This is a genomic window from Streptomyces sp. NPDC055013 (assembly GCF_053608645.1).
The window spans coordinates 1-23,832 of sequence record NZ_JBSGVW010000001.1; the positions used below are offsets into that span (position 1 = coordinate 1).

General features: G+C 72.0%; 29 protein-coding genes and 1 pseudogene. 19 read left to right on the plus strand and 11 right to left on the minus strand.

Features of this window, described 5'->3' with window-relative positions; all coding sequences use genetic code 11:
* Positions 1–138: 138 nt before the first annotated feature.
* The 5 genes from ACWGDB_RS00005 (at position 139) to ACWGDB_RS00025 (ending at position 3,789) form a co-directional block, all read left to right on the plus strand.
* Positions 139–1,245 (plus strand): NAD(P)/FAD-dependent oxidoreductase, encoded by a 1,107-nt coding sequence (locus ACWGDB_RS00005; protein ID WP_453820265.1) that lies wholly within the window; start codon positions 139–141, stop codon positions 1,243–1,245.
* A gap of 96 nt (positions 1,246–1,341) precedes the next feature.
* Positions 1,342–2,073 (plus strand): hypothetical protein, encoded by a 732-nt coding sequence (locus ACWGDB_RS00010; protein WP_453820266.1) that lies wholly within the window; start codon positions 1,342–1,344, stop codon positions 2,071–2,073.
* On the plus strand, positions 2,070–2,357 hold the full coding sequence (locus tag ACWGDB_RS00015; RefSeq protein ID WP_451168786.1) for a hypothetical protein: 288 nt from the start codon (positions 2,070–2,072) through the stop codon (positions 2,355–2,357). The genes ACWGDB_RS00010 and ACWGDB_RS00015 overlap by 4 nt, the downstream gene beginning before the upstream one ends.
* The gene (locus tag ACWGDB_RS00020; RefSeq protein WP_453820267.1) at positions 2,354–3,118 is read left to right on the plus strand and encodes a metallophosphoesterase family protein; all 765 of its coding nucleotides are present in this window, start codon (positions 2,354–2,356) and stop codon (positions 3,116–3,118) included. The genes ACWGDB_RS00015 and ACWGDB_RS00020 overlap by 4 nt, the downstream gene beginning before the upstream one ends.
* Before the next feature lie 143 nt (positions 3,119–3,261).
* On the plus strand, positions 3,262–3,789 hold the full coding sequence (locus tag ACWGDB_RS00025) for a hypothetical protein (RefSeq protein ID WP_383612665.1): 528 nt from the start codon (positions 3,262–3,264) through the stop codon (positions 3,787–3,789).
* Positions 3,790–3,894: 105 nt separating this feature from the next.
* Here ACWGDB_RS00025 and ACWGDB_RS00030 read toward each other — a convergent pair whose 3' ends face one another.
* Positions 3,895–4,458, minus strand: coding sequence for a hemerythrin domain-containing protein (locus ACWGDB_RS00030; RefSeq protein ID WP_453820268.1), 564 nt, complete (start codon positions 4,456–4,458; stop codon positions 3,895–3,897).
* 368 nt (positions 4,459–4,826) lie between these two features.
* On the opposite strand from ACWGDB_RS00030, the gene ACWGDB_RS00035 reads away from it, so the two are divergent.
* Positions 4,827–5,606, plus strand: a complete 780-nt coding sequence (locus ACWGDB_RS00035; protein ID WP_453820269.1) for an SDR family NAD(P)-dependent oxidoreductase — start codon at positions 4,827–4,829, stop codon at positions 5,604–5,606.
* 19 nt (positions 5,607–5,625) lie between these two features.
* On the opposite strand, the gene ACWGDB_RS00040 is transcribed toward ACWGDB_RS00035, so the two are convergent.
* Complete coding sequence (locus ACWGDB_RS00040) at positions 5,626–6,198, minus strand: GNAT family N-acetyltransferase (protein WP_328877657.1); 573 nt, start codon at positions 6,196–6,198, stop codon at positions 5,626–5,628.
* 71 nt (positions 6,199–6,269) lie between these two features.
* Here ACWGDB_RS00040 and ACWGDB_RS00045 point away from each other — a divergent pair, with 71 nt between their 5' ends.
* Positions 6,270–6,704 carry a PPC domain-containing DNA-binding protein gene (locus ACWGDB_RS00045; RefSeq protein ID WP_453820270.1) on the plus strand — a complete coding sequence of 145 codons (435 nt, stop codon included), beginning with the start codon at positions 6,270–6,272 and terminating at the stop codon, positions 6,702–6,704.
* Between the two features lie 17 nt (positions 6,705–6,721).
* On the opposite strand, the gene ACWGDB_RS00050 is transcribed toward ACWGDB_RS00045, so the two are convergent.
* The gene (locus ACWGDB_RS00050) at positions 6,722–7,375 is read right to left on the minus strand and encodes a phosphoribosyltransferase (protein WP_453820271.1); all 654 of its coding nucleotides are present in this window, start codon (positions 7,373–7,375) and stop codon (positions 6,722–6,724) included.
* 227 nt (positions 7,376–7,602) lie between these two features.
* On the opposite strand from ACWGDB_RS00050, the gene ACWGDB_RS00055 reads away from it, so the two are divergent.
* The 6 genes and pseudogenes from ACWGDB_RS00055 (at position 7,603) to ACWGDB_RS00080 (ending at position 11,128) form a co-directional block, all read left to right on the plus strand.
* On the plus strand, positions 7,603–8,001 hold the full coding sequence (locus ACWGDB_RS00055) for an SseB family protein (protein ID WP_383612687.1): 399 nt from the start codon (positions 7,603–7,605) through the stop codon (positions 7,999–8,001).
* A 281-nt stretch (positions 8,002–8,282) separates the two neighbouring features.
* Positions 8,283–8,483, plus strand: a pseudogene (locus ACWGDB_RS00060) (NAD(P)-dependent dehydrogenase); the annotation flags it as partial.
* Between the two features lie 40 nt (positions 8,484–8,523).
* A complete protein-coding gene (locus ACWGDB_RS00065; protein ID WP_453820272.1) occupies positions 8,524–9,600 on the plus strand; it encodes a glycosyltransferase family 2 protein in 1,077 nt (358 codons plus the stop codon).
* An 88-nt stretch (positions 9,601–9,688) separates the two neighbouring features.
* Complete coding sequence (locus tag ACWGDB_RS00070; RefSeq protein ID WP_389439093.1) at positions 9,689–10,141, plus strand: YbhB/YbcL family Raf kinase inhibitor-like protein; 453 nt, start codon at positions 9,689–9,691, stop codon at positions 10,139–10,141.
* 43 nt (positions 10,142–10,184) lie between these two features.
* A complete protein-coding gene (locus ACWGDB_RS00075; protein ID WP_453820273.1) occupies positions 10,185–10,433 on the plus strand; it encodes a hypothetical protein in 249 nt (82 codons plus the stop codon).
* A 53-nt stretch (positions 10,434–10,486) separates the two neighbouring features.
* Positions 10,487–11,128: a phosphoribosyltransferase gene (locus tag ACWGDB_RS00080; RefSeq protein WP_453820274.1), complete on the plus strand. Its 642-nt coding sequence runs from the start codon at positions 10,487–10,489 to the stop codon at positions 11,126–11,128.
* Here the strand turns inward: ACWGDB_RS00080 and ACWGDB_RS00085 are convergent.
* Together ACWGDB_RS00085 and ACWGDB_RS00090 are read right to left on the minus strand one after the other, a co-directional pair.
* A complete protein-coding gene (locus ACWGDB_RS00085) occupies positions 11,049–12,215 on the minus strand; it encodes a CapA family protein (RefSeq protein WP_453820275.1) in 1,167 nt (388 codons plus the stop codon). The genes ACWGDB_RS00080 and ACWGDB_RS00085 overlap by 80 nt on opposite strands.
* Positions 12,216–12,274: 59 nt before the next feature.
* Positions 12,275–12,730 (minus strand): archease, encoded by a 456-nt coding sequence (locus ACWGDB_RS00090; RefSeq protein WP_453820276.1) that lies wholly within the window; start codon positions 12,728–12,730, stop codon positions 12,275–12,277.
* Positions 12,731–12,833: 103 nt separating this feature from the next.
* On the opposite strand from ACWGDB_RS00090, the gene ACWGDB_RS00095 reads away from it, so the two are divergent.
* The 3 genes from ACWGDB_RS00095 to ACWGDB_RS00105 all read left to right on the plus strand — a co-directional run bounded on the left by ACWGDB_RS00095 (position 12,834) and on the right by ACWGDB_RS00105 (position 16,130).
* On the plus strand, positions 12,834–13,289 hold the full coding sequence (locus tag ACWGDB_RS00095) for a TIGR03668 family PPOX class F420-dependent oxidoreductase (RefSeq protein ID WP_453820277.1): 456 nt from the start codon (positions 12,834–12,836) through the stop codon (positions 13,287–13,289).
* Positions 13,290–13,426: 137 nt separating this feature from the next.
* Complete coding sequence (locus ACWGDB_RS00100; protein WP_453820278.1) at positions 13,427–14,764, plus strand: gluconate:H+ symporter; 1,338 nt, start codon at positions 13,427–13,429, stop codon at positions 14,762–14,764.
* Between the two features lie 37 nt (positions 14,765–14,801).
* Complete coding sequence (locus ACWGDB_RS00105; RefSeq protein WP_453820279.1) at positions 14,802–16,130, plus strand: enolase C-terminal domain-like protein; 1,329 nt, start codon at positions 14,802–14,804, stop codon at positions 16,128–16,130.
* 14 nt (positions 16,131–16,144) lie between these two features.
* Here the strand turns inward: ACWGDB_RS00105 and ACWGDB_RS00110 are convergent, their stop codons facing one another.
* On the minus strand, positions 16,145–16,588 hold the full coding sequence (locus ACWGDB_RS00110; RefSeq protein ID WP_453820726.1) for a PaaI family thioesterase: 444 nt from the start codon (positions 16,586–16,588) through the stop codon (positions 16,145–16,147).
* A 97-nt stretch (positions 16,589–16,685) separates the two neighbouring features.
* On the opposite strand from ACWGDB_RS00110, the gene ACWGDB_RS00115 reads away from it, so the two are divergent.
* The 3 genes from ACWGDB_RS00115 to ppk2 all read left to right on the plus strand — a co-directional run bounded on the left by ACWGDB_RS00115 (position 16,686) and on the right by ppk2 (position 18,563).
* On the plus strand, positions 16,686–17,114 hold the full coding sequence (locus ACWGDB_RS00115) for a MarR family winged helix-turn-helix transcriptional regulator (RefSeq protein WP_453820280.1): 429 nt from the start codon (positions 16,686–16,688) through the stop codon (positions 17,112–17,114).
* 28 nt (positions 17,115–17,142) lie between these two features.
* Positions 17,143–17,607: an SRPBCC domain-containing protein gene (locus ACWGDB_RS00120; RefSeq protein ID WP_453820281.1), complete on the plus strand. Its 465-nt coding sequence runs from the start codon at positions 17,143–17,145 to the stop codon at positions 17,605–17,607.
* A gap of 74 nt (positions 17,608–17,681) precedes the next feature.
* Positions 17,682–18,563 carry a polyphosphate kinase 2 gene (ppk2, locus tag ACWGDB_RS00125; protein WP_453820282.1) on the plus strand — a complete coding sequence of 294 codons (882 nt, stop codon included), beginning with the start codon at positions 17,682–17,684 and terminating at the stop codon, positions 18,561–18,563.
* 13 nt (positions 18,564–18,576) lie between these two features.
* Here the strand turns inward: ppk2 and ACWGDB_RS00130 are convergent, their stop codons facing one another.
* The 5 genes from ACWGDB_RS00130 to ACWGDB_RS00150 form a co-directional block, all read right to left on the minus strand.
* Positions 18,577–18,963, minus strand: coding sequence for a luciferase domain-containing protein (locus tag ACWGDB_RS00130; protein WP_453820283.1), 387 nt, complete (start codon positions 18,961–18,963; stop codon positions 18,577–18,579).
* Positions 18,964–19,050: 87 nt separating this feature from the next.
* Complete coding sequence (locus ACWGDB_RS00135) at positions 19,051–19,971, minus strand: YceI family protein (RefSeq protein ID WP_453820284.1); 921 nt, start codon at positions 19,969–19,971, stop codon at positions 19,051–19,053.
* Between the two features lie 56 nt (positions 19,972–20,027).
* A complete protein-coding gene (locus tag ACWGDB_RS00140) occupies positions 20,028–21,110 on the minus strand; it encodes a maleylacetate reductase (protein WP_453820285.1) in 1,083 nt (360 codons plus the stop codon).
* Positions 21,107–21,970: an intradiol ring-cleavage dioxygenase gene (locus tag ACWGDB_RS00145; RefSeq protein ID WP_453820286.1), complete on the minus strand. Its 864-nt coding sequence runs from the start codon at positions 21,968–21,970 to the stop codon at positions 21,107–21,109. The genes ACWGDB_RS00140 and ACWGDB_RS00145 overlap by 4 nt, the downstream gene beginning before the upstream one ends.
* An 82-nt stretch (positions 21,971–22,052) precedes the next feature.
* A complete protein-coding gene (locus ACWGDB_RS00150) occupies positions 22,053–23,792 on the minus strand; it encodes an FAD-dependent oxidoreductase (RefSeq protein ID WP_453820287.1) in 1,740 nt (579 codons plus the stop codon).
* Between the last annotated feature and the right edge of the window lie 40 nt (positions 23,793–23,832).

Here is a 23,832-nt window from a genome sequence, read left to right on the forward strand (position 1 = left end):
GGGCCCGCAGGGGCCGGCCCGGACGCCGTCGTTTGCGTACCGCTGCAGCGGCCGCACCTTTCACAGAACGCGCACCCATCCCCATCAATTATTTAAGTTTCAATCGCTAGGCTCGCCGCCAGAGGAAGGAGACCGGGCGTGCTTGATGGCGACGTAGTGGTGATCGGCGGCGGCTATGCCGGAGTCCGTCTGGCCAAGCGACTGGACGCGACGGCGCGGGTCACGCTGGTGGACCGCAAGGAGGTCTTCTTCCACCGCATCGCCGCCCTGCGCGCCGGGGTGCGTCCGGACTGGTCGCACAGCCCCTTCATCCCGTACGACCGGCTTCTGCGCAACGGCCGGGTGGCCGTGGGCAAGGCGGTCCGCATCGACACCGCCGAGCGGCAGGTGACGCTCGCGACGGGAGAGCGGCTCCCGTACGACGTGCTGGTGATCGCCACCGGCGCCGACTACCCCGAACCGGCCCGCTTCACCGGCACCACCACCGAGGAGGCGGTGAAGTCCCTCGTCGCCCATCAGCAGCACATCGCCGCGGCCGAGCACGTCCTGGTCGTCGGCGGCGGACCCTCCGGGGTCGAACTCAGCGCCGAGATCCGCCTCGCCCGGCCGGACGCCCGCGTCACACTCGCCCACTCCGGGCCGGAGCTGCTGCACGCGACGGGCAGCGCGCGGGCCGGACGCAAGGCGCGGGCCTGGCTGGAGTCCCGTGGCGTGGACGTGCGGCTGGACTCCTTCATGTCCCCCGGCACCGACTTCGACACCTACCGCGACGCCCGCGGCAACGTCATCGAGGCCGACCGCTCCTTCTGGGCGACCGGAACCACGCCCAACACGCTCTGGCTGCGGCTGGCCGGGCTCGGGAACTGGCTGACGGGCACGGGCCATGTGAAGGTCGACCAGGCGCTCCGGGTGCAGGGGTGGCTGGACGTGTTCGCGGTCGGCGACGTGAACGACGCCACCGAGGTCAAGATCACCCCGGCCGCGCTCGCCCAGGCCGACCTGGCCGCACACAACATCCGTGCCTATCTGAACAGCGCCGGCAAGCACCGCAAGGAGCCCCGCTTCTACCGGGCGGTCCACCGCACCCCGCTCATCGTCCCGTTCGGCCCGGCCGACGGAGTGACGATGCTGCCGGTGCCGGGCGGCGAGACGGCGGTCCTCGGCGGCCGCACCACCACGCTGGCCAAGTCCAAGACCCTCATGACGCCCTACATGAGACGCCAGCTCGGCTACACCGCGGCGTGACCCTGCCGTATCGAAACCCCCGTGCCGGGTACTCGGTGCCCTCACCGAGCCCGCCGCGGGCTCGTATCGGACCTCCGTGCGGCGAACGGAGCGGGCATGACGCAGAACCAGCAGAGCGCGGCAACGCCGGCCCGGCGACCCGGACCGACCGAGCTGCACCCGGTCGGGGACGGACCGCTCGAGCCTGACGAGCCGGTCGGGAACAGCCCGTTCGAGCCGTCGCCGGGCGGATCGCGCGCACTGAACAGCCAGACACTGCCCCATGACCGCAGCCAGGCGATCCTGGAGGCGGCGAAGCAGGTGGGCGCGGTGCTGAAGCGCAACGGGCACAGGTTCGCCCTGGCGGGCAGCGTGGCGGTGTACGCCCACGGCGGGAGCGGTCATCTGCAGCACGACGCCGACTTCTGCGTGCTGCGCTCGGACGCCGACGCGGTGGCTCGGACACTCGCCGAGGCGGGCCTCACGGTCCGTACGCCGCCCGAGGACTGGCTGATGAAGACGACGTGCCTGGGACAGGAGGTCGACTTCCTCTTCGAGATGGCCCACCGCCCGGTCGGCACGGACGTGCTGGCCCGCGCGCAGGACATCCCGGTCGACTCGGTGCACATGCCCGTCCTCGCGCCGACCGATCTCATGCGCGGGCTGATCGAGGCCTTCTCGGAGCACTACTGCGACTTCGGACCGGTGCTCGCCGCCGCCCGGGCGCTGCGCGAGAAGGTCGACTGGGAGGACGTACGCGGATCCTGCGGCGACGAGCCGATGCCTGCCGCGTTCCTCTTCCTCCTGGAGCGGCTCGACGTGATCGCCCCCAGGGAGCAGCCCCGATGAGCCGCCCCGGCGCTGAGCCGGCCCAGGGCCCGGGCGGCGCGCAGAGCCTGGACTACCTCGTGGCCCATCTGACGGACCACCTGGCCGCCGGGCCCCTCGGTGAGCTGGGGGTGCGCATCGAGATCCGTGGCGAGGCGATCCTGCTGACCGGCACCGTGCCGTCCGCCCGGTACCGCGACGACGTCCTGCGCACCGCCCGCGCGGAACTGGTGGGACACCCGGTGCACTGCGACCTCGTGGTCGCGGACAGTGCCGCGCCCGACCACGCCGAGGAGGTCGAATGATCCGGATCGCGGCCGTCGGGGACATCCACATGGGCCCCGAGAGCCAGGGCGTGCTGCGGCCCTCGTTCGAGACGCTGCACGAGAGCGCCGACGTCCTGCTGCTCGCCGGGGACCTGACCAGGCACGGCACCCTCGAGGAGGCCCAGGTCGTCGCACGGGAGATCAAGGACCTGGCGGTCCCCGTGGTCGCGGTCCTGGGCAACCACGACCACCATGCCGACTGCCCGGAGGAGGTCACCGCCGTGCTCCAGGACGCGGGCGCGCGGGTCCTGGAGGGCCAGGCCACCGTGGTGGAGAACGGCTCCACCCGCATCGGCGTGGCCGGTACCAAGGGGTTCGGCGGCGGGTTCGTGGGCCGCTGCGCGGGCGAGTTCGGGGAGCCGATCATGAAGGAGTTCGTCCGCTACTCGCGTCGCCGCGCCGACAGCCTGCGGGCCTGTCTGCAGGAGCTTCAGGGTCAGGACTGCGACGTACGCATCGCCCTGACCCACTTCTCGCCGGTGCCGGACACGCTGGCCGGGGAGCCTCCCGAGATCTATCCGTTCCTCGGCAGCTATCTGCTGGCCGAGGCCATCGACACGGCGGGCGCCGACCTCGCCGTGCACGGGCACGCCCACCTCGGCACCGAGCACGGCATGACCAGCGGGGGCGTGAAGGTGCGCAACGTCGCCCAGCCGGTCATCGGCCGGGCGTTCCACGTCTACCACCTCGCGCGGCCCGACCGGACGGCGGCCGACGCGGCGGGCGGCCGGGCGAGCTGAGCGCCCTTTCGGTGCCTCGGCGCAGCGTCCCGGTGTGGGCGAGGCCACGTCGGTCACGAGGTGAAGGGCATGTCGGACGCCCGGATCGCCGGGCTACCGTGTGAGGGATCCCCGTTCCCGCCAGTACCTCGGACGGCCCTGCAGTGCTCGCAGACCTCTCCCCGCTCATCGCGGCGACCACCCAATGGCTGACGTGTTCCTACCCCGCGTGCGGTGGCGCGCTCGCCGCGGCCCTCGGCGAGGTGCAGGCCCGCCAGGCCGTCACGGTGGCGGCCTGGCTGCGCTACCCGACGCCGACCGACGCAGCGCTCGTCGCGATGGCCGGGCCGGGCGGATCGGCCGGCCTGGACTGGATCACCGGCGCGGACACCGCCGTGCCCGACCACGCGGACGACTTCGCCTGGCGCACCTGGGTGGACGAGGTCGTGGCGAGCTGGGCGGCCTGCCTGCTCACCGACACCGACCTGGCCCGGCTGGCGGTCACCGAGATCGCCGAGGGCAGCCACGCGACCGGCCTGCCGGTCGAGTTCCGCCGCCTGGTGGCCCCCGACACCCAGGACCGCCAGGCAGCGGCACTGCTGCGCCACCCGGACCTCCTCGACCCGGTGGCGGCCCTGCACCGCCCCGCCCTGCACGCGCGCCTCGACCCGGGCCGGGCGCTCATCGCCTGAACACGCGGCTGAGCGCACTCGCCCTGAGTGCGCTCTCGCCGGGTTTTTCTCACCGGAGCGGTCGCCGAGCCTCCGCCGGGCGCCGCCCGTGGGAAATACGCCGGGTCAGTCCTTCTTGCCGCGTCCCGACAGTGCGTCGCGCAGCCGGTCGACCAGCCCGGCTCCCGGAGCCAGCAGCTTGTTCGCCGGCGGGGTGTCCGGGACGGACGGGTGCGGGCGGGTCGGCGCCAGCTTCTTCGCCTGACGCACCTTGTCGCCCAGTTCGTCCAGCGTCTCCGGGGGACACGCCGCGCGCAGCCTCGGGAAGAGGTTCTGCTCCTCGTCGGCCAGATGCGAGCGGACCTCGGTCATCAGCATCCCGATGAGCCGGTCGAAGTCGGGGTCGTCGGCGTCGCACCCCTCCAGGTCCTTCATGAGCCGCTCGGCCCGGGAGTGGTCGTCGATCTCCCGGTCGGCGATGACGTTCCCGCCCGCCACATGCTCGCGCACGGCCGGGTACAGATAGGCCTCCTCGGCCACCGAGTGCCGCACCAGTTCCATCGTGGCCCGGTCGGCGTACAGCTTGCGGTCCTTGTCACCGGACGGAAGCGCCTCGATCCGGCCGAAGAACTCCTCGACCTCGCGGTGATCGGTCACCAGCTCGTCGATGACGTTCCCACCATGACCCATTGCTCTCCACCTCCAGAGTCGGGCGGCGCTCCGGTCGGACGCGCCGCGGACTCCGAGTGCCCGCCCCCGGCGGGCTCACACGGAGGTCGGCGGCAAGGACCGGCTGCCGCTTCCGGGACATCCAGCCGCGCTGCCGCCGCCCAGGTACACCGAGCGCCCGTTCGTCGGCGGACGTTGTATCTCCGGCTCGCACGGGGCCCGGTCGTCCCGCCTCGTCATGCCCGTCGCGACGCGACCGGCCGGGCGGTGTCAGCGTCGCACTGTCCGTCCGGCACGGCCGCGGTCCCCGCGAACACCCGTGCCGCAGAAGCCCCGACGACGACGCCCCCGAGCGCTGTCCTCCCGAACGAGCCGCCTAGGGTGCGGACATGACGTCGCAGGCATACCTCTCCGAACTGTTCTCGCTGGAAGGCCGGGTCGCCGTGGTGACCGGCGGCAGCTCCGGCATCGGCCGGGCCATCACCGAGGCCCTCGCCCGCGCGGGCGCGAGTGTCGTGGTCGTGGCCCGCAGGGAGGCGGAACTGGCCGCGACGGTCCGCGAGTTGGAGGCACACGGCTGCCGGGCGGCCTGGGTCGGCGCCGACCTCGGCACGCGCGACGGCGTGCGGGCGGCGGCCGAGGAAGCGGTCAGGGCATTCGGTGAGCCCGACATCCTCGTGAACAGCGCCGGGATCAATCTGCGGCCGCCGATGGGCGAGCTGGGCGAGGACGTCTGGGACACCACGATGGCCGTGAACCTGGAGGCGCCCCATCTGCTGGGGCAGCGCTTCGGGCCCGGCATGGCCGAGCGGAGCTTCGGCCGGATCATCCACATCACCTCCCAGCAGGCCCATCGGGCGTTCGTCCAGAGCGGCGCCTACGGCGTGTCCAAGGGGGCGCTGGAGTCGCTGGCCCGGTCCCAGGCCGAGGCCTGGTCGCCGTACGGCGTCACCTGCAACACGCTCGTGCCGGGGTTCGTGATGACGCCGCTCAACGCACGCCTGTCGTCCGACCCGGAGAAGGTGGCGGCGCTCGCTGCGCGCACGATGGTCGGACGCAACGGCCTGGCGGAGGACTTCGCCGGTGCGGCGGTGTTCCTCGCGAGCAGCGCCTCCGCCTACGTCACCGGGCAGGCGATCTTCGTCGACGGCGGGTTCTCCGTGCACTGAGCCCCGCCGGGCGGTCGCGTCAGCGCAGGTCGAGCCGCATCAGGATGCGGGGGTGACCGGCCAGGACGGAGGTCGTGTCGGCGGCGTGGACGAAGCCGGCGCGCTCGAAGTTCTTCCGGATCCCGGCGTACGCCATCGTCAGGTCGACCCTCGCGTCACCGTTGTCGAGGGGGTACGCCTCGATCACCGGGGCGCCCCGGTCGCGGGCGAACTCGACCGCCCCGGCGATCAGGGCGTGCGTGATCCCCTGCTTGCGGTGGCCGGGGCGGACCCGGATGCACCACAGCGACCAGACCGGCAGGTCGTCGACGTGCGGGATCTTGCGGTTGCGTGCGAAGGACGTGGCCGAGCGTGGCGCCACCGCGGCCCAGCCGACCGGCTCGTCACCGTCGTAGGCGATCACGCCGGGAGGAGGATCGGCGCGGCACAACTCGGCGACGTACTCACCGCGGGCCGGCCCCCGCAGCTCGTTGTTCAGTTTGGACGGGATCCGGTAGCTCAGGCACCAACACACGTTTGCCGCGGGTGACTTCGGGCCCAGCACCGCGCGGACGGCCTCGAAGTCCGAAGCCGGGCGGACGTCCATGGTCATGTCACCACCCTTTCACGGAGCGCGTGCGTGCGTCGCGTGGTGGCACCGCGCAATGCGGGTACCCGAGGCGCATGAAGTGGCAACAGGTGGAGGCTTCTCCGGCGTCGGTGTACGTCCTGGTGCTGGCTCCCGGCGAGGACGCCCTCGCCGAGATCACCGGCTTCGCCCGGGAGCAGGGGCTCGGGGCGTCGCAGGTGACGGCCGTGGGGGCCTTCTCGGAGGCCGTCGTGGGGTGGTTCGACCGCGAGGTGAAGGACTATCGCCGCATCGGCGTCGAGGAGCAGTGCGAGGTCCTGTCCCTCCTCGGAGACATCGCGGTCGGAGAGGACGGACCCACCGCGCACCTGCACGCCGTGCTGGGCCTGTCGGACGGTACGACGCGGGGCGGCCACCTGCTGGAGGGCCGGGTGTGGCCGACCCTGGAGGTGATCGTCCGCGACAGCCCGGCGGCCTTGGCGAAGATCCACCGGCCCGAGCTGGGGCTTGCGCTGATCGACCCGGAATGACGTCGGGCCAGGACGCGTCAGGCCGTGGCGCGGAACCTGTGCAGCAGGTCCGCGATCTCCGCCTCGGGGAGCCGCCCGAAGTCCTCGTACCACTCGCCGACCGCGTGGAGGGACGCCGGCTGTTCCAGGCACACGAGGTCGTCGCACCGGGCGCGCAGGGCGGTCAGGGTGCGTGGATTGCCGACGGGGACCGCCAGGATCAGGCGCGCCGGGCCGTGGCGGTGCAGGAAGCGCAGTGCCGCCGTGGCGGTGAGGCCGGTGGCCAGGCCGTCGTCGACGAGGACGATCGTGCGGCCGTCGACGGACGGGAGCGGGCGCCGGCCGCGGTAGACGTGTTCGAGGCGGTGCAGCTCGTTGCGTTCGCGGGCGACGACGTCGCCGAGCCGGTCCTCGGACAGATGCATCATGGCCAGGCTCTGCCGGTCGTACAGCGGCGGATCGTCGGCGACGACCGCCCCGATCGGCGTCTCCGGCTGGATGGGCGTGCTGATCTCGCGGGCGACCAGCATGTCCAGCGGGGCGTGCAGGGCACGGGCCACTTCGGCGGCGACGGGCACACCGCCGCCCGGCAGGGCCAGCACGAGCGGATTGATCAGATCACCGGAGTCGGCCCACTCGACCAGTCGCAGGGCGAGTGCTTGTCCGGCGTGGGTACGGTCGCGGAATGGCACGGCGCACCTCCCTCGCGCTCGGCGCGGTCGCCGGGTTCCCGGCGACCCGGCCGTGAAACGAAGCACGGTCCGCGACGTGAGCGTCCGGGGAGTGCAGGGAGTGCAGGGAGTGCAGGGACGACGGTGCGCACATGAGGCGTGCGAACACATGAGGGATGGTGGAGCGGGTACCCGCAGCATGCGGCGCGTACCGGACGGACGGGCACGACACGGCAAGGGGATGGACCATGACTGACCCCCACTTCGAGAGCGGCGCCTTCGCGGCACAGCAGGCTCTGCGCACGGTCGTCGAGAACGGCGCGGACGAGGCGGCGCTGAGCACACTGGCCCACAGCGAGGTACTCGTACCGGCGGCTGCGGACGCGGAGGGGCCGGCCCCCAAGGCGCTGACGCTTCCGGTGTTCGAGCAGGAGGACGGGACCGAACTGGTGCCGGTCTTCACCACCCAGGAACGCATGGAGCAGGCCCTGCCCCGGATGCACCGGCACCGCAGCGTGCAACTCGGTGCCCTCGCCCACGGCTGGCCCTCCGACAACCTGTCCCTCGTCATCGACGCCGGCACCCCCGAGCAGCTCGCGCTGACGGCTCACGGCGTCAAGGCACTGCTGGACCGGGACGAGGGCTGATCGGCTGACCTCGCTTTTCGGCGGCTGCGCGGCGGGAACCCGGTCAGTCGTCCGAGCCCGCCAGCGGCCAGGAGGCCGTCGTGACCGATCCGCAGCACAGCCGGCAGCACCCGGCCACCTGGCACCCGCAGCCCGAATTCCCCGCGCAGGCCCGGTCCCACCCCGGGTGGACCGGGCCGATGGACCCGCCGCCCGATCACGGTGAGGCCGGCCACCGCGGCAGCGGCCGGCTGGACGACCGCAAGGCCGTCGTCACAGGCGGCGTCTCCGGCATCGGGCGGGCGGTCCCGCCGGGGCCGGTGTGGAGGCCGCCGATCCCCACGACGATGCCCGACACGGTCGAGTGCGGAAAGCAGAGCCCGCTGAGCCGCCCGGCACAACCCGCCGAACTGGCCCCGGCGTACGTCCATCTCGCCTCGCGGGAGGCCGGCTTCGTCACCGCCGAGATCCTCGACGCGACGGGCGGAACACCACTGCCGTAGCCGGGGGACGTGGCCGATGCCGACAGAGGAGGACCCTCGTATGACGAGGCCGAGCCGGGTGGTGGACGGCAGGGACACCACAGCGCCACCGCTCTCCTACGCCGTGGTCGTGCCGACGCTGTTGCGCGCCACCCTCGCGGACTGCCTGGGCGCGCTCGCCGCCGCGACCGGACCGCCGCCGGACGAGATCGTCCTCGTCGACGACCGTCCCGTGCCGGACCACGGCGACCTGGGCCATCCGCTCGACGTGCTCGGCGACCTGCGGGCCCGCACCACCGTGGTGCGCAGCCGCGGCCATGGTCCCGCGGTCGCGCGCAACGCCGGCCTGCGGGGCGTGCGCAGCGCGGACTGGGTCGTCTTCCTCGACGACGACGTGCAGGTGGGACCGCACTGGTGCGAGCAGGCGGTGCGGGACCTGGCCGAGGCGCCGCCGACCACGGCGGGCGTCCAGGGCGTGATCACGGTGCCGCTGCCCGGCGGGCGCCGCCCCACGGACTGCGAGCGCCGCACCGTGGGCCTCGCCACGGCCCGGTGGATCACCTCCGACATGGCCTATCGCACCGATGTCCTCCGGGAGGTCGGCGGCTTCGACGAACGGTTCCGGCATGCCCAGCACGAGGACACCGACCTCGCACTGCGCGTCCTGGACGCCGGCTGGGGCATTCGGCGGGGCCGGCGCACCACCCGGCACCCCGTGCGCCCCGCCGACCGGTGGGACTCCCTGCACGACGAGCGCGGCAACGCCGACGACGCGCTCATGGTCCGGCTGCACGGCCCCGACTGGTGGTACAAGACGGCGTCGCCGCGGGGCCGTATCCGCGCCCATGCGGCGGTCACCTCGGCGGGCGTCGCCGCCTGCGCCCTCCTCGCGGTCCGCAGGCCCGCGGCCGCGGGCCTCGCGGCAGGTGTCTGGACCGTCGGTACCGCCCGTTTCGCCTGGAAGCGGATCGCTCCCGGACCCCGCACCCGGTACGAGGTGGACACGATGCTCGTGACCAGCGTCCTCATTCCGCCCGCCGCCGTCTGCCACCGTCTCGGCGGACTGTGGCGCCATCGCGCGGCCCGCCCCTGGCACGAGGTGACGGGGAGTTCCGAGCCCGCCGTCCCCACGACCTGACCGGCGCGGAACCCGGCAGGCGTCCGCCCGGGACACCCGAACGGATGCGCCGCGTGTGGTCCGCGTGCCGACGGGTACTGCGGCGCACATGACCGACATCGAACTCAAGAGCTCCGCGTTCGACGACCACGCGATGATCCCGCGGCGGCACGCCCTGGAAGGGGAGAACCTCTCCCCGCCACTGGCCTGGTCCGGAGTGCCCGACGAGGCGGTGGAGCTGGCACTGCTGTGCGAGGACCCGGACGCGCCGTCGGGCACCTTCGTCCACTGGCTGGTGACCGGCATCGATCCGCACGCGGACGGGCTGCCGGCGGGCGGGACGACCCCCGGCAGTCACCCGCACACGAACGGCTACGGCGAATCGGGGTGGGGCGGGCCCCTGCCCCCGGTCGGCGACGACGCGCACCGGTACTTCTTCCGCCTGTACGCCCTCCCGGGCCCCGTTTCCATACCGGAGGCGGCCTCGGCCGTGGAGGCCCACCGGGTGTTCGACGAGCAGCAGCTGGCCAGCGGAACACTCATCGGGCTCTACAAACGGTGACGGCCGGGCTGCGTTTCCGGCGCGCAGAGCGCATGGTGGTGGCATGAGCACGCATCCTCTTGTGGTGGTGCAGCCGCCGGCGTCGGACGGCGGGCGTCAGGTGACGATCCGCGGCGAGCCGACGGGCACGGCATACAGCCTGTTCGACGTCATGGACCTGGTGCACCGCGCCGGCCTGCCCGGCGAGGACCGGGCCGTCGACGACCCCGACCTGATCGAGTGGCGCGGCGGCGGACCGTACGACTGGAACGGCACCGACACGTCCGACACGTCCGACACGGCAAACGGGTGAACGCCGGGCCGGCCCCGCCCTCGGAGGTCTGAGGCCGACGGAAGGGGAAGCCCATGCAGTTCCGTGACCGCACCGAGGCCGGGCGTGAGCTGGCCGAGCAGCTGCGGGTCCGGCAGGACAAGGGCACCCTTCCGCATCCCGTGGTCCTCGCACTGCCGCGTGGCGGTGTCGCGGTCGCCCGAGAGATCTCCCGGGTGCTGCAGGCCCCGCTGGACGTGCTCGTCGTACGCAAGATCGGGGCCCCGTTCCACGAGGAGTTCGGGGTCGGCGCGCTCGCGGGCGACGGGCCTCCGCTCTTCGACGAGCAGACGCTGTTCCGGCTCGGGCTGAACGAGGCCGACTTGGCGCCGGTGGTGGAGCGGGAGCAGAACGAGCTGCGGCGGCGCGAGGAGCGCTATCGGCAGGGCCGGCCGGCCCCCGAGCTGCGTGGCCGTACGGCTGTGGTCGTCGACGACGGCGTCGCGACCGGCTCGACCGCACGCGTCGCCCTGCGCGCGCTGCGCCACCGGCATCCCGGGCATCTGGTGCTCGCCGTACCGGTCTGCCCACCCGAGGCGGCCGAGGAACTGCGCCGGTTGGTCGACGACTTCGTCTGTCTGCAGCAGCCGAAGCTGTTCAGCTCGGTCGGCGAGTGGTACGAGGATTTCGGCCAGCTGACCGACGCCGATGTGCTGGAGGCACTTCGGGAAGAGTGAGCGCGCCGTCCGTATCGAGGGCGAGGCGGACGCCGTGACTGATGCGGTCGAGGGTGGCGTGCAGCCAGGTGCGGTCCTCGGGCGGGGCGGGTTCCAGACGCATACGGCGGGCGAGCAGGGGCACCATGCGCAGGCCGGTGAGTTCGCCCGTGTCCGCCGCGAGCGTGACGAAGCAGGCGAGGCGCAGGTCGTCGCGGTACTGCTCGTAGCCGGGGATGCCTTCGTAGTCGTCGATGAAGTCGCCGCAGCCGTGCAGGATCAGCCGGTCGCGGTGTACCTCGACGGGGCGGGGGTGGTGCGAGGAGTGACCGTGGACGACATCGGCGCCGCCGTCCACCAGGGCGTGCGCGAAACGGCGCTGGTTGCGGGGCACGGAGTAGCCCCAGTTGGATCCCCAGTGGACGGAGACGACCACGATGTCGCCGACCTGCTTCACCTGCCGGATGTGCCGTACGGCTTCGGCGGCCGCGGCCTCCGACAGCTCGGGCACATGAGCGACGCCGGGCCGGTCCGCCGTCGCCGCCCAGGCCGCGGGGACGCCGCTGGTGCTGACGCCGAGGGCGAGGACGAGCACGCGGCCGCCGTGGGGGAGCGGGAGCGCCACGGGCGCGTACGCCTCCTCGGCGCTCCGTCCCGCGCCCGCCGTGCGCAGCCCCGCTCCGTGGAGCACGTCGAGGGTCTCCTCCAGGCCCGCGCGGCCGAAGTCCAGCACGTGGTTGTTGGCCAGCACGCACACGTCGGGCCGGGCGACGGTGAGGGCGGGCAGGTTGGCGGGATGCATGCGGTAGTGGACCGCCTTGCCGGGCTCGAACGCGTCGCTGCGCGTGACCGACGTCTCCAGATTGACGATCCGCACGTCCGGACCGCTCGACTCCAGCAGCCGCAGCGCCTCGCCCCACGGCCACGACGGAGCGGCGGGCACCGGGATCGGGCCGTTCACCGCCTCCGCCATGCGCACGTAGGAGCGGGCGTCCGTGACGTACCCCTCCCGCAGCGCCGGGTCGCCGGGCCGGGCCAGGATCTGGTCGACGCCGCGTCCGAGCATCACGTCACCACAGACGAACAGCGTCACCGTGCCGCCGCTCATGCCTCAACGGTACGGGGGTGGGGCGGCGCCGTGGGACCTGCACTTCCTGGGAGCGCCACTCATACGTCCACGGTCACCGCGCACGACCATCCGTACGGATCCGGCCCGATGTGCAGCCCGTGCCAGGAGACGCCCTTCGGGGAGGCGCCGGTTGCCTGCACGTCCGCCAGCTCGGCGAGCGCGAGCCGTACGTCGAGGTCGCCGTCCGCGGTGTCGGCCTCCAGGTCGACGGGGACCCGGCCGTCCACGTCGAGCCGGAGGACGACCTCGTCGAGCAGGGCGGCCAGCAGCTCTTCGTCGTCCTCCTCGTCGAGACGTACCCGTTCCATCGAGGTGGGGCGTACCGCCGTCACATCGGCGAAGCACTCCACCAGGCCGAGCGCCGCCTCCACCAGGCAACGTTCCCGGCTCACGCCCCAGGCCTCGATCCGTACATCGCCCGGGTGCGGCACCGCCCGATGCCCGCTTCCGCCGCGCCGCCGGGTCTGGATGTCGTCGTCCGTGTCGCCGACCATCGGCACCACCTGATCCGCTCATGCCGTTCGGGCCGCTCAGGTCCACACGGATAGGGGTACCCGCCACAGGGTGCGGCGTACCGCAGGGGCGGAGGGAGCCGACATGCCGGACATGGAGCGGGACGAGGCGCGCAGCCGTTTCGCGGGGGCGCCCGTGGCGCGGCTGGCGACGGTCGACCCCGAAGGCCGGCCGCACCTGGTGCCGGTCGTGTTCGCGCTGCGCGGCGACGAGATCGTCACCGCCGTCGACCACAAACCGAAGCGGTCCCAGCGGCTCAGGCGGCTGCACAACATTGCCGCGCACCCGGCGGTCTGCCTGCTGGCGGACGTGTACGACGACGACTGGGACCGCCTGTGGTGGGTCCGGGCGGACGGCGAGGCGCGGATCGTGCCGCCCGACGCCGCCGACCGGGCAGCGCGTCAGGAGTACGCCGCCGCCGTCGAGTCGCTGCGGCGGAAGTACCCGCGCCACTACCGGGGGCGGCCGCCGGAAGGGCCGGTGACGGTGATCACCGTCCTGCACTGGAGCGGCTGGCGGGCGGCACCGGCCCCCGACTGAATCAACAGGCGCAGACCCATTGACCTTGACCATCCATGAACATAATCTCCGTCTTCATATGTAGACCACGTCTTCATGTGGGGACCCCGTTCAGCGGGGTGAACGTAGGCGGCCGGCGTTCAAAGGAGAACTGACATATGCCGCTCGTGGTGGTCGGGATCAGCGTCCTGGTCCTGCTCGTCCTGATGACCAAACTCAGGCTCAACGGCTTCGCCGCCCTGCTCCTGGTGGCGGTGGGCGTCGGCCTGGTGCAGGGGATCGGACTGGAGAAGATCCCGGACGTCCTCGCCGAGGGCATCGGCGACCAGATCGGCGACACGATGCTCACCATCGGGCTCGGTGCCATGGTCGGCCGGGTGATGGGGGACTCCGGTGCCGCCCAGCGCATAGCCGGCCGGCTCCTCGACGTGTGCGGGCCGCGCTGGGTGCAGGTGGCCATGGTGCTGACGGCCATGCTCATTGGCGTCACGATGTTCTACGAGGTGGCCTTCGTCATCATCGTGCCGATCGCCTTCACCCTCGTACGGGTCACTCGGGCCAACCTGCTGTGGGTGGGGCTGCCCATGTCGATCGCCCTGTCCACCATGCACAGCTTCCTGCCGCCGCACCCGGGCCCCACCGCGGTGGCCGCCACCTTCCACGCGTCCGTCGGACTCACCCTGTTCTACGGCCTGTTCATCGCCGTCCCGGTCGGCGCGTTCATCGCCCTGCTGTGGCCGCGCCTCCCCTTCGTCCGGGCGATGAACCCCGCCATCCCCAAGGGCCTGGTCAGCGACCGGGTCTTCGAGGACGACGAGATGCCCGGCATGGCCTGGTCGCTGTCCGTCGCCCTGCTGCCCGTGGTCCTGATCGCCGGCGCCGCCGTGACCGACCTCGCCACCTCCGGCGACAACGGCCTGCTGCACTTCATCGCCTTCATCGGGTCCGCGCCGATCGCCCTGCTGCTCACCCTGCTCGTGGCGATCTGGGCGTTCGGCCCCCGCATCGGCCGCAGTCTGGGCGAGGTCAGCGCCTCCTGCAAGGAGGCCGCCCAGGCGATGGCGATGATCCTGCTCGTCATCGGCGCGGGCGGCGCCTTCAAGAACGTCCTCGTCGAGGGCGGCATATCCGACTACATCAAGGACGCCACCGACGGCTGGTCGATCTCCCCGATCCTCCTGGCCTGGCTGATCGCGGCCATCCTCCGCATCGCCCTCGGCTCCGCGACCGTCGCCGTCGTCACCGCCTCCGGTGTGGCCCTGCCCCTGCTCGCGGGCAGCGGTGTCCACCCCGAGGTGATGGTGCTCGCCGTCTCCTGCGGGTCGATCGCCTTCTCCCACGTCAACGACCCGGGATTCTGGATGTTCAAGGAGTACTTCAACCTGTCCGTCCTCGACGCGATCAAGGCGCGCACCACGTACACGACGGTGCTCGCACTCCTCGGCCTGGGTGGCGTACTGGTCCTGGAGCCGGTCCTCGACGCCCTCGGCATCTGACCCACCACCACCCTCACGAGAACGGCATCCGCCAGTCATGACCCAGCCCGTCGTCACCAGCTTCTCCGTCTACCCGGTCGCCGGCCACGACTCGATGCTCCTCAACCTCTCCGGCGCGCACGCCCCGTACTTCACCCGCAACGTCGTCGTCATCGAGGACTCCGAAGGACGCACGGGCCTCGGTGAGGTGCCCGGCGGCGAGAAGATCACCCGGACCCTGCGCGACGCCGAACCCCTCGTAGTCGGAGCGCGCGTGGGCGACTACAAGCGCGTCCTGAGCGCCATCGGGTCCACCTTCGCCGACCGCGACACGGGAGGCCGCGGCGCCCAGACCTACGACCTGCGCACCACCGTCCACGCGGTCACCGCCGTCGAGTCGGCCCTTCTCGACCTGCTCGGCCAGCACCTCGAAGTCCCGGTCGCCGCCCTCCTCGGCGACGGGCAACAGCGCGACTCCGTACGGGTACTCGGCTACCTCTTCTACGTCGGCGACCCGGACCGGACCGACCTGGACCACGTCCGCGCACCCGGCGCCGACGTCGACTGGTACCGCATCCGGCACGAGGAGGCGCTGACCCCCGAGGCGATCGTCCGGCAGGCCGAGGCCACCTACGACCACTACGGCTTCCGCGACTTCAAGCTCAAGGGCGGTGTCCTGCCCGGCGCGGAAGAGGTCAAGGCCATCACCGCGCTCAAGGCCCGCTTTCCCGAGGCGCGGATCACCCTCGACCCCAACGGCGCCTGGTCACTGTGCGAGGCGGTCGAGCTGTGCCGTCCCCTCCTCGGCACCCTCGCCTATGCCGAGGACCCCTGCGGGGCGGAGGGCGGCTACTCGGGGCGCGAGATCCTCGCGGAGTTCCGCCGGGCCACCGGGCTGCCCACGGCGACCAACATGATCGCCACGGACTGGCGACAGCTCACCCACGCGCTGGCCCTGCAGTCGGTGTCCATCCCGCTCGCCGACCCGCACTTCTGGACCATGCAGGGATCGGTGCGCGTCGCCCAGCTGTGCAACGCGATGGGGCTGACCTGGGGCTGCCACTCCAACAACCACTTCGACATCTCGCTGGCGATGATGGCCCACTGCGGAGCGGCCGCACCCGGCGAGTACAACGCCCTGGACACGCACTGGATCTGGCAGGAGGGGCTGGAGCGTCTCACCGTGGAGCCGCCGAGGATCGCCGGCGGCGAGGTCGCCGTGCCGGACACGCCCGGACTCGGCATCCGCCTGGACAGGGACCGACTCCTGGCAGCACACGAGCTCCACGAGGAGAAGGCGCTGTCGGGCCGGGACGACGCCGTCGGCATGCGCTACCTGATCGACGGCTGGACCTTCGACGCGAAGCGGCCCTGTCTCGTGCGCTGAACCTCAGGGTGCCGTCACGCGTCGCGCTCGCTGTCCCGGGTCGGATCGGTGACCGCGATGCTGCCCTGGGCCACCGCGCACAGGGTCGTGGTGCCGTCGGCGGCGACCGTCGTCAGCTCGCAGCGGCACACCGCACGCGTACGGCCGGCCCGGATCACCCGGGCATGGGCGCGCAGGGTCTCGCCCTTGGCGGGGCGCAGGAAGTCGATGGTGAAACCGGCGGTCATCACACCGAAGCCGACCGCGGCGCCCGCGGCGAACGACAGCGCGTTGTCCGCCGCGTAGCCGAGCAGACCGCCGTGGGCGAAGCCGTGCTGCTGCAGCAGATCCTCACGGAGGTCCAGCTCGAGTGTCGCCTCGCCGTCGCCGAAGGCCGTCAGCCTGGCACCCAGCAGCACGCTGAAGGGCTGGGCGGCCAGCACCTTGCGGGCCAGGGGCAGATCGAGGGTGTTGTCCACGAGACACCGTCCACCGTCGTCGTAGGTCACTTCAACAGGTCACTTCAGTAGTGAAGTGAGGATGGCGTCGTCCCGTCCCGTCTGTCAACATCGGTCCATGCCCGAGCCCGATCAGCGTCTGTTCTTCCTGCTCCAGCGGGCGGCGCATCAGCTGCGCACCGCCACCGACCGGCGCCTGCTGGCCACCGCCGGGATCACCACGGCCCAGCTCGGCGCACTGTTCGCGGTCCGTGACGAGCCGGGCGTCACCCAGCAGGCGCTGGCCCGCACCCTCGGGCTGCGCGAGTCCGCGATCACCGGGCTGGTCGGCCGGCTCACCGCGGCCGGTCTGGTCGTCAAGCGGGCGCATCCGCGGGAACACCGCGCCGTGGTACTGGAGTTGACCGACGACGGGGCCGCCGCACTCGACGCCGCGCAGCCGGAGGTCGACCGGTTCAACGCCGAGGCGCGGGCGTTGCTGGGCGAGGACGGGTTCACGCGGACGGCGGCGGCGATGCGCGCACTGGCCCATTGGGAGTCCCCCTGACCCGTGTGCCCGCCGCTATCGTGAGGCCATGTACTCGACGCGGGTCTCCCGGCACGTGAACGCCTCGCGCGCGGCCGTCTATCGGGCGCTGCTGGACGCGGACGCCGTCGAGAAGTGGCGGGTTCCGGACGGCATGAGCGGGCATGTGCACGAGTTCGAAGGCCGCGAAGGCGGGGCGTTCCGGGTCTCGCTCACCTATGACCTGCCGACCGGCGGCGGGAAGTCGGACGCGCACACCGACACCTACCACGGCCACTTCGTGCGTCTAGTGCCGGACGAGCAGGTCGTCGAGGAGGTCGAGTTCGAGACCGACGACCCCGCCCTGCGCGGCACGATGACGATGACCACCACCCTCACGGACGCCGGCGGCGGCACGGACGTCCTCGTCGTGCACGAGGGGATCCCCGACGTGGTGCCCGCCGCGGACAACGAGACCGGCACGCGGATGGCACTGGCCAACCTCGCCCGGCTGGTCGAGGTTGGCTCAGGGTGATCCCTTCCGGGAGTCACCTGATCTTTGCCTGGGGTTCGCCGCCCGTATGAAGGCGCTCGCTTTCATGGGTGTGTATGGACACCGAACTGCTGTCAGGGTTACGCGTCGACTACACCGACCAGGACGACCCCGTGCTGATCCGGCCGGACGGAAGTCCGGTGGACACGTGGCGCGAGAACTACCCGTACGACAAGCGCATGGAGCGCCCGGAGTACGAGTGGCACAAGCGGCTGCAGCAGATAGAACTGCTGAAGCTGCAGAGCTGGATCAAGGAGACCGGCCGCCGGCTCGTCATCGTCTTCGAGGGGCGCGACGCGGCCGGCAAGGGCGGCACGATCAAGCGGTTCACGGAGCACCTCAACCCGCGCGGTGCCCGGGTCGTGGCGCTGGAGAAGCCGACCGAGCGCGAGCGCGGGCAGTGGTACTTCCAGCGGTACGTCGAGCATCTGCCCACCGCGGGCGAGATCGTGCTGTTCGACCGGTCCTGGTACAACCGGGCCGGCGTGGAACGGGTGATGGGCTTCTGCACGGATGACGAGTACCGGCGCTTCATGCGGCAGGCGCCGGCCTTCGAGCGCATGCTCGTCGACGACGGCGTCGACCTGATCAAGTTCTGGTTCTCGGTGTCCCAGGGCGAGCAGCGCACCCGGTTCACCATTCGCCAGGTCGATCCCGTACGGCAGTGGAAGCTCAGCCCGATGGACCTGGCGTCGCTGGACCGCTGGGACGACTACACCGCCGCCAAGGTCGCCATGTTCCGTGAGACGGACACCGAGCACACGCCCTGGACCGTGGTGAAGAGCAACGACAAGAAGCGTGCGCGCGTCGAGGCGATGCGCAGCGTGCTGGCCCGCTTCGACTACCACGACAAGGACGAGGAAGTCGTCGGTAGCGCCGACCCCCGGATCGTCGGCGCGGCCGCGGGCCTGCTGGAGGCAGGGGAGGACGACTCCTAGGTCCTGGGCCGCCCTAGCGGCGGGGCAGGACCGTGACCCGGCGGAAGTTGCACTCCGCCCCTGCCGGTCGCTTCCCGGCAGGGGACGGCACGCTCTGGTGGGCCTTGAGCGCCGCGCTGACCAGGCTCATCAGCAGATCGACGTCCGTGTCGCAGTCGAGATGCACGGTCACCCAGCCCGAGCCGGGGACCAGCCTGATCGCGGTGGACTCCTGGAGGTCGTCGTGGAAACGTCGGATGGCCGACACCGTCAGGTGCAGGTCCACGTCATGGTCGGAGTGGAAGTGCACGATCTCGCTGTGGACGGAGCGCAGTGCCCGCCCTGCACCGCAACTGGCCGGGCCCGGGCTCAGATCGGGCCAGACTTCAAGTTGCTTCATGGCGCGCTGGGCCAGTGTCATGCCCCCATAGTCACCCGATCACCGCGTCGCAACCAGAGGTTGAGCAATTCGTAACCGTGGCGTGAGGTACCTCTCGGCCACCCCGGCCTAGTCGGGAGGGGTCGGCGTGTCGTGCGTGCGGTACATCGCCTGGACGTCCAGCTCCAGCTGGACCGTGGGCCCGACCACCGCGATCCCGCGGGCCAGCATGCTGCGCCAGTTCAGGGTGAAGTCCTCCCTGTGCAGCTCGGCCCTGGCCAGCGCCGCACACCGCAGCTCCTCGCCGTAGCCGCCGTTGACCGACCCCAGGTAGGTGGTGTCCAGCTCCACCGAGCGGCTCACACCGTGCATGGTGAGCGACCCCTGCAGCGTCCATTTGGCGCCGCCGCGGAAGGCGAATCGCGTGCTCGTGAAATCGATGTACGGGTAGCGCTCGACGTTCAGGAAGTCGGCCGAACGCAGATGGTTGTCCCGGGTGTTGTTGCCCGTGGCGATGCTGGCCGCCTCGATGCGCACCGACACCTGGGAATCGGCCATGTCGGGCGCCACCCGGATGCCGCCGGTGAACCGCTCGAAGCGGCCGTGGACATGGGCCATCCCGACATGCCTGGCGATGAACCGGATCGCGGTGTGCGGCGGGTCGAAGAGCCAGGTGCCCGCAGTCGGCAGTTCCAGCTGCCGGCCCGACGTCAGCCGGACCCGCGCGGCGGGCTCCGGCGCACCGGCGGCGACGTCCAGCGACTCGCGGTGCGGAGTCAGGCCCTCGGCCGTGATCATGAGGCTGTAGCGGCCCGGCGGGAGCGCCGCGAAGAAGAGGCCGTAGGGGTCCGTCGTACCGGATGCCACGACCTCGTGCGAGTCCATCGCGGTCACGGTCACGTCGGCGCCGCGCATCGGCAGCCCGACCGGATCCACGACCTCACGGCCCACGACACCCGCACCGGCCGGCACGGGCATCGGGACGCCCGGTGCTCCTCGTGAGCGTCGACTCCCTCGGGAGTTTCGGCTCCTGAGTGGACCGAGGGGCATGCTGATCACCTTTTCTTCCGTCGTGGGGGGATCTTTGAGCGTGGGGGAGGGGTGGGTCAGGGGGCGTTCGGGGCCGGTGTCACGCCCTCGTACGCCGCCCGCAGCACGGCGAGTACGCCGTCGGCGGTGACCGGGCGGGGGTTGGCGTACGCCGAGCCGGCGGTCTGCGCGGCGGCCCCCGCCAAGTCGGTTTCGGCGAGGCCCAGTTCGGCGAGCGAGCGGGGTGCGCCGAGGCGTCCCGCCAGTTCCCACAGGGCCGTCGGTGCGTCGGCCGCGCCCAGGGCGCGGGCCACGGCGGCGGCGGCGTCCGGGGCGGCGGGCGCGTTGTGGGCCAGGACGTACGGCAGCACGACCGTGTGCGTCTCGGCGTGCGGGAGGCCGAAGCCGCCGCCCAGGACATGGCACAGCTTGTGGTGCAGGCCCATGGTGGTGGCGCCCAGACAGGACCCGCACAGCCAGGCCCCGTACAGCGCGCGAGCGCGGGCGGCCGGCGACGTCGGCTCCTCGGCCACCGCCGGGAGTGCCCGCGCCATCGCCCGTACGCCCTCCTCGGCCATCAGCGCGACGAGGGGCGAGGTGTCCGGGGCGTACAGGGCCTCCACGGCGTGCGCGAGCGCGTTGATGCCGCTGGTCACGGAGAGGGGTACGGGCAGCGAGAGGGTGAGCTCGGGGTCGTAGACCACACTGCGGGGCAGCACCTTCGGGTCGCGGCCGGTCCGTTTGGCGCCGTGCTCGGTCAGGCCCCAGACCGGGGTCATCTCCGAGCCCGAGTACGTCGACGGCACCGCGATCAGCGGCAGTCCGGTGCGCAGGGCGATCGCCTTGCCCAGCCCGATCGACGAGCCGCCGCCCACCGCGACGCACCCGTCGGCACCGGCCGCGCGCGCCGCCTGGACGGCCACGTCGGCAACCTCGACCGGGACGTGCATCCGCGCCCGGTCGTGCACACCGACGCAGGCCGGGCCGAGCGCGTCGGCGACCGCCCGCGCGGTGTCCGCGCCCCGCGTCCCGCACACCACCAGCACCCGCCGCAGCCCCAGCCGCCCGGCCTCGCCCGGCGTCGCGGACACGGCGGCGCCGGGCCGGAAGACGACCCGGACGGGCAGGGCGTCGTAGGAGAAGTCGAGGACGTCGTTCACGACCGCTCCAGTACGAGGTCGAAGCGGGCGTGCCGGAACGGGTTCGGCATGCCGAACTCCCGTGCCGCGGACGGGTCGTCGACCGGGGCGAAGTCGTTGACGAGGCCCGGCTTGACGGCGAACACCGCGTCCGAGTCCAGGTAGTCGCTGCCCGCCACGAAGATGTGCGTGGTCACCGGGGTGTGTCCGTCGGCCGCGGCGATGAAGTGGATGTGCGCGGGCCGGTAGGGGTGCCGTCCGGTGGCCCGCAGCAGCGCGCCGACCGGTCCGTCCGTCGGGATCGGGTACGGGCTCGGCACGCACGTACGGAACCAGAACCGTCCCTCGCCGTCCGCGGTGAACAGGCCGCGGCCGTTGCCCGGCGGCTGTACGTCCGGCTGCTGCACGTCGTAGAAGCCGTTGCCGTCGGCCTGCCAGACGTCGACGACCGCGCCGGGCAGCGGGCCGCCGTCCCGGGACAGCACGCGCCCGCTGACCACGCACGGCTCGCCGCCGCCGACCAGGTCGATGTTCGCGCCGAGCGCACGCACCGGCGACTCGGTCATGTGGAACGGGCCGAGGACCGTCGACTCGGTGGCGCCGGGACCGTGCCGGTCGTTGATCGTCTCGAGGAGCATCGACAGGCCGAGCACGTCCGACAGCATGATGAACTCCTGCCGGGTCTGCGTACATGCCTGCCCGGTCGCGGTGAGGAACCCGACCGCCCGCTCCCACTCCTCCTGCGTCAGCCGCGACTCCCGCGCGAAGGCGTGCAGATGCCGGACCAGACCGGTCAGCAGCTCCCGCAGACGCGGATCGTCCGTGCCCTGCAGACTCGCGACGACCTCGTCGGTGACCGTGTCCGGCGCGTCACCGGTCATGTCGGCTCCTTCCCAGGCTTCTTGTCCCGCGGCTTCCCGTCCTGCGGCTTCCTGTCCTTCATCGGCTTCCTGGGCGTCCATCTCAACCGTGCCCGAGAATCCGCCGCAGCGCGTCCGTCAGCGACCGCTCGGCGTCCACGGCCGCGTCGGCGTGCCGGAACGCCACATACCCGTCGGGACGTACGAGGAGGGCACCCGCGTCCGAGATCTCGCTCAGACCGGCCCAGTCGCCGTAGGGGTCCTCGAACTCCCGGCCCGGTCCGATGACGACCGTGGCGATGTCGAGGGGCTGCGCCTCGGCCGCCCGCAGCCACGCCTCACCGCCGATTCCGGTGAGCAGGGTGAAGCGGCCCTGGCCGACGGTGTCGAGGGTGGACACGGTCCGGGTGCCGGAGGTGATCCAGGCGTGCGGAAGCTTGGCGCCGGGGCGGGAGGTGGGCTGGTGGTGCAGTTCCGGATCGCGGGTGAAGCCGGGGTCGGGCGTGCCGTCGGGGACGACCGCGGCGGAGGTGTAGCGCTGGTTGAGGTCGACGCCGTGCGCGTTGAACTCGTACACCTTGAAGGCGATCGCCTCGCGCAGCGCGGCCCGCTGCTCGGCCGCCGCCTCGGTGGCGTCCCTGCGGGCGGCGATGTTGGCCCACAACTGCTCCGGCGTCTGCGGCGACAGCCCGTCGAGCGCCTCGAAGACCGGGGCGGTCTCGGCGATGGACTTGTTGGCGCGGGTCACGATCTGCCGGCCGACCGGAGCGCGCTCGGCGTCGTAGCTGTCGAGGAGCCGCGGCGAGGCGACGCCGTCGAGGACGAGCTTCAGCTTCCAGGCCAGGTTGTAGGAGTCCTGGATGGACGTGTTGGAGCCGAGCCCGTTGGACGGCGGGTGGCGGTGCACGGCGTCACCGGCGCAGAAGACCCGGCCGTTGGCGTACGTCTCCGCGTACATCTCGTTGACCGTCCAGGCCGAGGACGACTTGATGGTCACCGGGATCTCGTCGTCGCCGACCAGCTGGCGTACGACGGACAGGGCGTACTCCTCGGTGAGGTCCGGGGCGCCGGCGGTGACGTCGTAGCCCCACACGATCAGCCACTCGTTCCAGGGCCGTACGCAGCGCACCAGGCCCGCGCCGATGCCGCCGACCGTGGCGCCGGGCGCGAGGACCCAGTACAGGGTGGAGGGGCGGTGGGCGGTGTACTTGCTCAGGTCCGCGTCGAAGACGATGTTGATGCTGCCCGCGACACCCATCTGACCGCCCATCGGCAGCCCGGCGTCCTCGGCGACCTTGGAACGGCCGCCGTCGGCGCCGATCAGGTACTTGGCGCGAATCGTGTACTCGTCGCCGCGCAGCCGGTCCTCGACGGTGACCGTGACGCCTGCCTCGTCCTGGACGAAGGACCGGTAGACGGTGCTGAACCGGAGGTCGGTGCCGCGCGCGATCGCCGCGTTCACCAGCACCGGCTCCATCAGGTGCTGCGGCACGTCGCACATCCGCGTCGGGCCGGCCAGCTCGTGCGCCGCCTGCACGAGCGGGTCGTTGCCCCAGGAGCGCACCCGGCCGAGCTCCTCGCCGGCCAGGCTGGTGCAGAACGTGGTGTTGCCCATCAGGTGCTGGGGCGTCGCCTTCGCGATGACTTCCTGCTCGACGCCCAGATCGCGCAGCACCTCCATGGTCCGCTGGTTGGTGATGTGCGCCCGGGGCGTGTCGGCGAGGCTCGCGTACCGGGTGACGACCATGTTGCGCACGCCGTAGGTGCTCAGGGCGAGCGCGGCCGACGCGCCCGCCGGGCCGCTGCCCACGATCAGTACGTCGGTCTCGACAACGGTGTGCACGACAGAACGCTCCAGGAGGCGAGTCAGGGGTGAGCAAACA